This window comes from Thermomonas haemolytica (assembly GCF_004346265.1).
GTDB lineage: Bacteria > Pseudomonadota > Gammaproteobacteria > Xanthomonadales > Xanthomonadaceae > Thermomonas > Thermomonas haemolytica.
The window spans coordinates 1-9,492 of sequence record NZ_SMAP01000016.1; the positions used below are offsets into that span (position 1 = coordinate 1).

Consider the following 9,492-nt stretch of genomic DNA (forward strand, 5'->3'; position numbering starts at 1 on the left):
TTCGGATGAGAGCGATGACAGCGTCGATTTCAATTGCTCGACGTAGCGGGATCTTATTTGCTCAAGCATCGATGATTTCCATGCGCGGCCTAACGTTGGAGTTCAGCGGGCGTCAAAAAGCGCAGCTTTTTGACGGTCCGCTGGAACGATTTGTTATGTTCATTTCTCATTGGATCTTCGCGCTTTTGCTTAGATTGTGGCGAGCACAGAGTAGCTGAATGTTCTCGGCTTTCAGCGATGTGCCACCCTTCGAAAAGGGAACGATATGATCGAAGTGCAGTTCATCGGTTGCGCCACAGGTAACACACTTGCCGCCATCGCGGGCCCACACCTCCAGCTTTACGCTGGTTGGAATAATGCGACTTCGCTCAACAAGGCGATTGGCGCATTCTTCCGATGCTGATTCGTCAGACACGTTTTCAACGGCAACAAGTTTGAATTTGAAAACATTCCTGATGCCATCGTTTTCGATCCAAGAATCCACAAGATGAAAGAAGCCGTTATCTGTCCAAATGCCGGCTTTGATCTTTTCGTACACCTGAACAATATCAGGGCCTTTTTTGCCTGCTTTGAACTGTTGTGCAGCTTGATGGAATTTGCCGTTCTCGGTAAGAGTGCCACCAGGCGTCCGTTCTGGTTGGTCGAGAGACTTTGGGTCTGACACGCCTTTGCGTTTCGGCTCATCATGCCCCTCGTAGATGAGCACTGCTCCGTCTTCCTGCACTTCGTCGCGATATGGAGAGTTGGGGCGAACAGACATGAGGATGACCGAGTGATGCCCTTTAAGACGGAAATTCATGCCACGTTGTAGGCTCGTGCCCTCTTTCTGGCACATCTCAATGTAGGAGATGACGTTACCTCTCACGCTTCAACCCCGGAAGAACATAACACCTGAGTTAAGCCGCGCCGCGAAGCGGCGTCGGCTTGAATGAATTGTTAGCGGGCAAGCCCGCTGGAGACGATGATGAAAACTTACTACAGCACAGACGACGAAAACTACTGCCACGAAACTCCCGGCGATGTTTTTGACGCACTGGACAGTGAAGGGCGCCTTGTTGTTGGGACGATTTATTGGGAGGCAGACTTTTTGCCCATGGAACCGCAGCAGGCTTTGAACGCCGCGCAGATACTGGAAGACGCGAACGAGCGAGGCTACGAACTGATTGGCGAGGCTTGGGACAATCCATTTTCGGTTCCCCGCGATGCACAAATGGAGTTGCAGAACCTGCTGGATGCCTGGGCTGCAAAGCATGTTGATGTGAGCCACTACTACACGATATCAGGCAAGCCCCGGCAGTTGAAAGTCACCGACGCCGACTTGCCCGCTAACACCTGAATTAAGCCGCGCCGCGAAGCGGCGTCGGCTTGAATGAATTGTTAGGGCGCAAGGCCCTTGACCAAGAACCAGACAACATAGAAGCCACTAACTAAGCCGGTGATAGCTAAAATGCGAGAAATCTTGCTGGGCGATCCTAGTGCTGCTGCGGCCAACTCAAAGACGATCTCGAGTAGGAACCAAAGCGGGATAAGAGCTAGACCAAGCCACGAAAATTTGTTGGCTGGAGCCAGTGTCGCCATAAGCCATCCAGTGCCAGCGCCTAATGCTGTGGCCACAAGTAGAGCAATGACTGCCGAATATGGCTTGGGATCTGCTTGAGACGCTTGAGAGTTCATGTCTGCGCCCTAACGCTTGAGTTAAGCCGCGCCGCGAAGCGGCGTCGGCTTGGACGAACAGTTAGGGCGCAAGGTAGCAGAAAACGACGCCAGCGGGGCGCGCGAGCGCACGCAAGGAGGCCACACGCAGTTGCCTGTACCGTCCGAGAGCCGAGCCGCCTGCGCGCAACCCGATGCGGCCGCAAGGAAACGCTGCAACGGGCGAGAGTGTTGGAGGGTCTGCTGCCGCGAGAAGCCACGGGCGCACCCCGATACCGAGGCCGGCACGAACCGGTTGGCGAAGCCGGCGCCGACCGCCAGAAACCCAGCGGAAGAACCGGCGGGCGAGTTGCACCGGCGCTTCGCACGGCGCAGCTGCGGAAGCAGCTTTTGCAGCGCCCTAACACCTGAATTAAGCCGCGCCACGAAGTGGCGTCGGCTTGAATGAATTGTTAGGCATCAATCGTTCATCCTAGCAAATTCCAAAGCGCGCCTCATTGGCTGTGCACTCATCAGCACCCCTTGTGAAACTGCGCAGTGCTCCGAATATTATCATTAATCCAAGAATTGCAGCAAGAAGAATACCTAAATACGCCAATAGTCTACGGTAGATTTCTCGGAGATATTTATCTGCAAGGTAATGCAGTACGGAAATTGCCCCAATCGCGGTAGCGATTATGGTCACGAATCTAAGGGATTCCAATATTATACTAAATATTCTTTTCGAGCTTATTGGGTGAACGTGCTTGAAAGTGCTGACAATAATCGCGATGAATCCTATAGCTGCGAAAATAATGGGAATTGCTATAAATATGACGGCAAATATAGTTGCTGCCTTGTCGCTCTTCCATCGTTGATTATTCACGAGGCCGATTCTCTTGACTGAATGCCTAACTACGAGTAGACCCCAATATGGGGTGTAGAGCGGATCGTCCCAGTGCCTGAGGGGGCTGTCAAGCTGGATTCCTACCCAAAACTGCTGCATTTGCCGATGGTGAGCGGCGGCTGCGGCTGGATCATTGAGGGTGTTCGGCACACGGCAGACCCTGCGATGACATATCACGGCGAAGAGACCCTGAGTAAAGGCGCAGGTGGGGCGGGTTCGCCGCCGCGTCTGTTCGACGAAATTCGCGCGCGATTGCGCTTGAAACATTACAGTTTGCGCACGGAACAGGCGTATCTGTACTGGATTCGCCGGTTCATCCTGGCCAATGGCAAGCGCCACCCGCGGACATTGAACGGGGCGGTGGTCGAAGCGTTTCTGTCGCGGTTGGCCACGCAGGACAAGGTGGCGGCCAGCACCCAGAACCAGGCGCTGTCGGCGCTGCTGTTTCTGTACCGCGAGGTGCTGGCAATGGATTTGCCATGGATGGAGAACATCGTGCGTGCCAAGCGGCCGCAGCGGGTGCCGGTGGTGCTCTCACGCGGCGAGGTGGCGCGGCTGTTGCAGCGCCTGTCCGGGCGCGAGTGGCTGATGGCGAGCCTGCTATACGGCAGTGGCCTGCGGCTGATGGAATGCCTGCGCTTGCGGGTGAAGGATGTGGATTTCGAGCGCCACGAAATCACCGTGCGCGACGGCAAGGGCGGCAAGGACCGCCGCACGATGCTGCCGTCGGCCCTGAGCGAGCCCCTTCGGCGCCAGCGCGAGGATGTGCGGGTGCTGCATGCGCGCGATCTGGCCGACGGGTTCGGCGCGGTGTGGCTGCCGCATGCGCTGGCGCGCAAGTATCCGAATGCCGCGCGCGAACTCGCCTGGCAGTATCTGTTCCCGGCTTCGCGCCGCAGCGTGGACCCGCGCGATGGCACCGAGCGGCGCCATCATCTGGACGAAAAGGTGCTCCAGCGCGCGGTGCGTGCGGCGGCGGAGGCGGCGGGGCTGGCCAAGCCGGTCAGCCCGCACACCCTGCGGCACTCGTTTGCCACGCATCTGCTGGAAGCGGGTTACGACATCCGCACCGTGCAGGAGTTGTTGGGCCACAAGGATGTCACCACCACCCAGATCTACACCCACGTGCTCAACCGCGGCGCGCATGGGGTACGCAGCCCGCTGGATGGTGTGTGATTCCTCAGTTGCCGGCCGGGGCGACGTGCAGGGTGGCATTGGGCGCGACCCCGCGTTCCAGCGCCTCCAGGCGGACCTGCCACGGGCCGAAGGTGGCCGCGTTCGCCCCGCGGTCCGGCAGCGGGTTGGTGTGCAGGCTGGCCTCTTGCGCGGCGCCGCGCGTGGGCTGCCAGCGCAGCGCGATCTCCGCATCGCCGGCCCAGATGCACTGCACGCCGGGCGGGCAGCGCGAGTCGTTGACCAGGCGCAGGTAGGTGAGGCTGCTGCCGTCGTCCAGCGTGGCCGCTTCGCCGACGCCAAGGACGAGGGTGCGCGCGGCCGGGGGCGGCGGGGGGGCGGGCGTTGTCGGCGTGGTCGGCGGAGGCATGGGCGTCTCGGGGTGGGAGGAGGCGGCCGGGGTGGCGGCACAGCCGGCCAGCAGGGCCAGCGGAAGCAGGAGCGAAAGCGGGCGCATGGCGGCTTCCTGGGGGGGCGACGGGAAGGACTGGGGACGGGTATAGCACGCCCGGCGTCAATCGTCGCCGGCACCCGGGTCGCGGCGCGAGGCCAGGCGGTCGGCCAGCCGGGTGGGCTCGGGCAGGCGGTAGCGGGTGGTGAAGCGCATCACCAGTTCCGGGGCCGAGGGCATCGCCACCCGGTGCCCGGGCGAGACCACCAGCGGCAGGCAGCCGGGTTTGCTGCGCAGCAGCCAGCCGATCTGTTCGCGATCGTCGCGCAGCGGGGTGAACGCGCCGCGCATGTCGTGCAGGGCCATGCGCGGCGCGCCCACCAGCACCGACTTAGCCACGCCGATGCTGGGCAGGCCGCTGATGACGCCGAAATGCGCGGCCACGCCCAGCCGGCGCGGATGCGCGATGCCCTGGCCGTCGACCAGGGCGAGGTCCGGCGCGGTAGGCAGCAGGGCGAGGGCGGCCAGCAGCGCCGGCAGCTCGCGGAAGCTGAGCAGGCCCGGCACGTAGGGCATGCGGGTGGGCAGGCGCGCCACCTGCTGGTCGAGCACGGCGAGGCTGTCGGCATCCAGCAGCACCGCGGCGGCGCGGGTGGTGGCGCCGTCGTCCTCGAAGCCGACGTCGAACCCGGCCACGGTGCGCAGCGGCTTGCGGAAGTCGTCGCGCAGCCGCACCTGGCGCGCCAGCGCCTCCTGCTCCGCGCGCAGCGCGCCGGTGTCACCGGTCCAGTCGGGTACGGGGGAGTTCATGCGCGGATTGTAGGCGCGGGGTCATGGCGGAGGGGCGCGGATTCCGCGCCCTGTCCGTGGTTCGACAGGCTCACCACGAACGGGGGTGGGCTCACCACGAACGGGGGTGGGCTCACCACGAACGGCTACAGGCCCGGATGCAGCGCGGTCAGCAGGCCGCGTGCGGCCTGCAGGCGGGCCGCAGGCTCCGGCAGGTCGAGGCTGATGCGCAGCTTGTCCGGGCCGTCCATGCGGTAGTGCTTCGGCTGGCCCTGGATCAGGCGGATCACCGCCATCGGATCGACGTTGGGTTTCTCGACGAACTGCAGGCGGCCGCCGCTGGCGCCGAGGTCGAGCTTGCGGATGCCCAGCCGGGTCGCGGCCAGTTTCAGCTCGGCCACCGCGAACAGGTGCCGGGCGGGGTCGGGCAGCAGGCCGAAGCGGTCGATCATCTCCACCTGCAGCTCGCGCAGCGCGGCCTCGTCGCGCGCGGCGCTGATGCGCTTGTACAGGGTCAGGCGGGTGTGCGGATCGGGCAGATAGTCGTCCGGGATCAGCGCGGGCAGGTGCAGGTCCACGTCGGCGCCGTGGCGGTCCACGTCGTCCACGTCCGGCAGCTTACCCTGCTTGATGCTGCGCACCGCGCGCTCCAGCAGTTCGGTGTACAGGCTGAAGCCGACTTCGGCCATCTGCCCGCTCTGGCCCTCGCCCAACAGTTCGCCGGCGCCGCGGATTTCCAGGTCGTGGGTGGCCAGGGTGAAGCCGGCGCCGAGTTCGTCCATCGCGCTGATCGCGTCCAGCCGCTTGCGCGCATCCTCGGTGATGCTGCGGCGGTCGGGGATCAAGAGGTAGGCGTAGGCGCGGTGGTGGCTGCGGCCCACGCGTCCGCGCAGCTGGTGCAGCTGGGCCAGGCCGAACTTGTCGGCGCGGTGGATGATGATGGTGTTGGCGTTGGGGATGTCGATGCCGGATTCGATGATGGTGGTGCACAGCAGCACGTTGAAGCGCTGCTTGTGGAACTCCAGCATCACCCGTTCCAGCTCGCGCTCCGGCATCTGGCCGTGGGCGATGCCGATGCGCGCCTCCGGCACCAGCGCCTGCAGTTGGTCGTGCATGCGCCCGATGCTCTCCACGTCGTTGTGCAGGAAGTACACCTGGCCGCCGCGCGAGAGCTCGCGCGCGAACGCCTCGCGCAGCAGCGCCTCGTCCCAGGCGTGCACGAAGGTCTGCACCGCCAGCCGGTTGGACGGCGGGGTGGCGATGATGGAGAGGTCGCGCAGCCCGCTCATCGCCATGTTCAGCGTGCGCGGGATCGGGGTCGCCGTCAGCGTGAGCAGGTGCACGTTGGCGCGCAGCTTCTTCAGCGCCTCCTTCTGGCGCACGCCGAAGCGCTGCTCCTCGTCCACGATCACCAGGCCGAGGTCGGCGAACTTCACGTCCGGCTGCAGCAGGCGGTGGGTGCCCACGATCACGTCGAGCTTGCCCTCGGCCAGCTTGCCCAGCTCCGCCTCGATCTCCTTCTTCGACTTGAAGCGCGAGAGCACCTCCACCCGCAGCGGCCAGTCGGCGAAGCGGTCGCGGAAGTTGCGGTAGTGCTGCTCGGCCAGCAGGGTGGTGGGCACCAGCACCGCCACCTGCTTGCCGCTGCTGGCGGCGGCGAACGCGGCGCGCACCGCCACCTCGGTCTTGCCGAAGCCGACGTCGCCGCAGACCACGCGGTCCATCGGCAGGCTGGATTGCAGGTCGCGCAGCACCGCCTCGATCGCGGCGTGCTGGTCGGGGGTCTCCTCGAACGGGAAGCTGGCCGCGAACGGCTCGTACAGTGCGCGGTCCACGTCGATCGCCAGGCCCTGGCGCGCGTGCCGCTTGGCCTGGATCTCCAGCAGCTCGGCGGCCACGTCACGGACCTTCTCGGCCGCCTTCTTCTTCGCCTTCGCCCATTGCTCGCCGCCGAGGTTGTGCAGCGGCGCGGTGTCCGGGTTGGCGCCGGAATAGCGGCTGATGCGGTCCAGCTGCGCCACCGGCACGTACAGGCGGTCGCCCTTGGCGTATTCGATCTCGAGGAACTCGCCGGGCAGGCCGCCCACGTCCATCGCCACCAGCCCGCGGTAGCGGCCGACGCCGTGGTCTTCGTGCACGATCGGCGCGCCCTCGGTCAGCTCGCCGAGGTCGCGGATCACCGCCTCCGGCTCGCGCCCGGCGCGCTTGCGCCGGCGCGGCTGGCTGGCGCGCTCGGGGAACAACTGGCGCTCGGTGAGCACGCACAGCGCCGGGGCGTCCAGCGCGAAGCCATCGTCCAGCGCGGCCACCGCGATCGCGAATGCAGGCCCCTCTTCCTCCGGGAGAGGGGTTGGGGCGAGGGTTCGGCCTGCGACCGAACCTGCATCCGGTGCTGCGTGCTCTCTTCCCCCGGGCGGGGCTGGAAACGCAAATGCGGCCCAGCCTTCGACCACCACCGGCCGCAACCCCGCCGCCTGCAGCACGTCCAGCAGCGCCTCGCGCCGGCCGGGCGAATCCGCCGCGACCAGCACCCGCCCCGGGTACTGCGCCAGGAAGGTGCGCAGTGCCTCGCCCGGCGCCTGGTCGCGCGCGGCCAGCGGCAGGCTCGGCGCGGGTTGCAGCGGCAGCGCGTGGGCCTCGCCGTGGCGCGGGTGCGCGTGGCCGCAGACCTCGATGCGCGGGCCGCGGTTCAGGCGCTCGCGCAGCGCCTCCGGCGGCTGCCACAGTGCGGCGGGCGGCAGCAGCGGGCGTTCCAGATCGTGGCGTAGCTGCTCGTAGCGCTGGCCGATCTGCCCCCACGCCTGCTCGGCCGCCTCCAGCGCACCCTCGCACAGCAGGGGCAGCGCGTCCGCCGGCAGGTAGTCGAACAGGGTCTCGGTGCTGAGGCCGGTCTCGCGCTGGGGGGCGAAGAACAGCGGCAGGTAGTACTCGATGCCGGCCGGGGTCAGCCCGGCCTTCAGGTCCTGCACCAGCGCGCTGCGCCGCGTATCGATGTCGAGCTGCTCGCGCAGGCCCTCCAGCGCGCGCTGCACGTGGGCCTCGTCCATCGGCACCTCGCGCCCGGGCAGTAGCGTGATCGCCTCGCAGCGGTCCAGCGAGCGCTGGCTCTCGGGGTCGAAGGTGCGGATGCTGTCGATCTCGTCATCCAGCAGCTCCACCCGGAACGGCGCCTCCGCGCCCATCGGGTACACGTCCAGCAGGCCGCCGCGCACCGCGAAATCGCCGGGGTCGAACACCTGCGGCACGTGGCGGTAGCCGGCCGCTTCCAGCCGGCGCTGCTCGGCGCCCAGGTCCAGGCGCTGGCCCACGCGCACGTCGAAGCGTCCGCCCAGCACGTGGCTGCGCGGGGCCAGCCGCTGCATCAGGGTCGCGGCCGGCACGACCACTATGCCGCGCGCCAGCGATGGCAGCTGTGCCAGCGTGGCCAGGCGCTGGCTGGTGATGTCCGGATGCGGGCTGAAGCGGTCGTAGGGCAGGGTTTCCCAGTCCGGGAAGCCCAGCACCGGCAGCGCCGGATCACCGCCGGCCAGGGTGCGCAGGTCCGCTTCCAGCTGGTGCGCGGCGTGGTTGTCGCGCGCCACCAGCAGCAGCGGACCGGGGTGCTGGCGCGCGGCTGCAAGCGCGGCGACGGCCAGCGCGGTGCCGTTGGCCGGCGCGCGCCACCACGCGCGCAGCTGGCCGGGGCGGGGCAGGGGAACCGGGACGGACAGGGGGGAATCGGCCATGCGGGACGGGGTTTTCAGGGCGCTGTCGAAAAACGCGGTCGAAAAAACGAACGCGCCGGACGCGGTGCGCCAGCGCTTCGGGATGGGGCGGGTTGTGCGGCCGATTGTATCGGCTGCGCCGTTGCCGGCGCGTGTGGCTTGCGGCGGTCAGGTCTTGGCGCCGTCCGTTTCCGACGGCAGTGACGGCAGTGACGCGGCCTTGGGCTTGGGTGGCGGCAGGTCCAGCACCACCCGCACCAGCCCCGCTTCCGGGGTGGCTTCGCGGCGGAAGCCCAGCGAGGCGGCCAGCGCCTGCATCGGCAGGTTGCTTTCCAGCACGTGGCCGTACACGCGCTGCACCTTGCGGCCCTTGGCCCAGCGCACCAGCCGCCGCATCAGGTGGCGGCCCAGGCCCATGCCGTTGATGTAATGGCTGACCAGGATCGCGAACTCCGCTTCCCTGCCGTCGTCGTGGATCGAAATCCGCGCCACCGCGCCCACCAGCGCTTCGCCCGGCGGCAGTGGTTCGGCGGCCACCAGCGCGAAGTCGCGGCGCGGGTCGGGCCGGGTGAGCTGCTCGGCCTGTTGGCGGCTCAGCTCTTTCATCGGGTGCAGGAAGCGCTGGCGGATCTCATCCGGCTCCAGCAGGGTGAAGGCAGCCTGCATCGGGCCGGCATCCTCCGGCCGGATCGGGCGGATCAGCAGGTCGCGTCCGTTGGCGAGGCGGACATGTTCGTGCCAGGGGGGCATGCGGTTGCGGCGGGCCATGGCGGCATCATCGCGTGCAGGGGGTTAAAAAAATGGGTAATTCCTAGCCAAACCGGACCAGATCAACGAGGATTTGGTCATGAAGCGATGCCCTTCGTGCGAGGGGACAAGGCACTACAAGCTGGCCG

Annotated in this window: 8 protein-coding genes; 2 read left to right on the plus strand and 6 right to left on the minus strand. The window is 66.3% G+C overall.

What is annotated here, in order from left to right:
• Positions 1 to 166 precede the first annotated feature (166 nt).
• Positions 167 to 835 carry an HNH endonuclease gene (locus tag EDC34_RS12050; protein WP_037412807.1) on the minus strand — a complete coding sequence of 223 codons (669 nt, stop codon included), beginning with the start codon at positions 833 to 835 and terminating at the stop codon, positions 167 to 169.
• Between the two features lie 129 nt (positions 836 to 964).
• On the opposite strand from EDC34_RS12050, the gene EDC34_RS12055 reads away from it, so the two are divergent.
• Positions 965 to 1,336 (plus strand): hypothetical protein, encoded by a 372-nt coding sequence (locus EDC34_RS12055; protein ID WP_132982901.1) that lies wholly within the window; start codon positions 965 to 967, stop codon positions 1,334 to 1,336.
• A gap of 789 nt (positions 1,337 to 2,125) precedes the next feature.
• On the opposite strand, the gene EDC34_RS12060 is transcribed toward EDC34_RS12055, so the two are convergent.
• A complete protein-coding gene (locus EDC34_RS12060; RefSeq protein ID WP_132982902.1) occupies positions 2,126 to 2,638 on the minus strand; it encodes a hypothetical protein in 513 nt (170 codons plus the stop codon).
• Positions 2,639 to 2,704: 66 nt separating this feature from the next.
• Here EDC34_RS12060 and EDC34_RS12065 point away from each other — a divergent pair, with 66 nt between their 5' ends.
• Complete coding sequence (locus EDC34_RS12065; RefSeq protein WP_114961134.1) at positions 2,705 to 3,715, plus strand: integron integrase; 1,011 nt, start codon at positions 2,705 to 2,707, stop codon at positions 3,713 to 3,715.
• Positions 3,716 to 3,719: 4 nt separating this feature from the next.
• Here the strand turns inward: EDC34_RS12065 and EDC34_RS12070 are convergent, their stop codons facing one another.
• The 4 genes from EDC34_RS12070 to EDC34_RS12085 form a co-directional block, all read right to left on the minus strand.
• The gene (locus EDC34_RS12070) at positions 3,720 to 4,169 is read right to left on the minus strand and encodes a hypothetical protein (RefSeq protein WP_132982903.1); all 450 of its coding nucleotides are present in this window, start codon (positions 4,167 to 4,169) and stop codon (positions 3,720 to 3,722) included.
• A gap of 57 nt (positions 4,170 to 4,226) precedes the next feature.
• Entirely contained in the window at positions 4,227 to 4,913 is a 687-nt protein-coding gene (gene nfi / locus EDC34_RS12075; protein ID WP_114961127.1) for a deoxyribonuclease V, read from the minus strand.
• A gap of 125 nt (positions 4,914 to 5,038) precedes the next feature.
• Complete coding sequence (mfd, locus tag EDC34_RS12080) at positions 5,039 to 8,617, minus strand: transcription-repair coupling factor (protein WP_114961128.1); 3,579 nt, start codon at positions 8,615 to 8,617, stop codon at positions 5,039 to 5,041.
• 147 nt (positions 8,618 to 8,764) lie between these two features.
• On the minus strand, positions 8,765 to 9,364 hold the full coding sequence (locus EDC34_RS12085) for a GNAT family N-acetyltransferase (RefSeq protein ID WP_114961129.1): 600 nt from the start codon (positions 9,362 to 9,364) through the stop codon (positions 8,765 to 8,767).
• Between the last annotated feature and the right edge of the window lie 128 nt (positions 9,365 to 9,492).

Coding starts and splice junctions, on each gene's coding strand:
- EDC34_RS12055 (WP_132982901.1), top strand. CDS start 965: ATGAAAACTTACTACAGCACAGACGACGAAAACTACTGCCACGAAACT.
- nfi (WP_114961127.1), bottom strand. CDS start 4,913: ATGAACTCCCCCGTACCCGACTGGACCGGTGACACCGGCGCGCTGCGC.
- mfd (WP_114961128.1), bottom strand. CDS start 8,617: ATGGCCGATTCCCCCCTGTCCGTCCCGGTTCCCCTGCCCCGCCCCGGC.
- EDC34_RS12065 (WP_114961134.1), top strand. CDS start 2,705: ATGACATATCACGGCGAAGAGACCCTGAGTAAAGGCGCAGGTGGGGCG.
- EDC34_RS12085 (WP_114961129.1), bottom strand. CDS start 9,364: ATGGCCCGCCGCAACCGCATGCCCCCCTGGCACGAACATGTCCGCCTC.
- EDC34_RS12050 (WP_037412807.1), bottom strand. CDS start 835: ATGTGCCAGAAAGAGGGCACGAGCCTACAACGTGGCATGAATTTCCGT.
- EDC34_RS12070 (WP_132982903.1), bottom strand. CDS start 4,169: ATGCGCCCGCTTTCGCTCCTGCTTCCGCTGGCCCTGCTGGCCGGCTGT.
- EDC34_RS12060 (WP_132982902.1), bottom strand. CDS start 2,638: ATGCAGCAGTTTTGGGTAGGAATCCAGCTTGACAGCCCCCTCAGGCAC.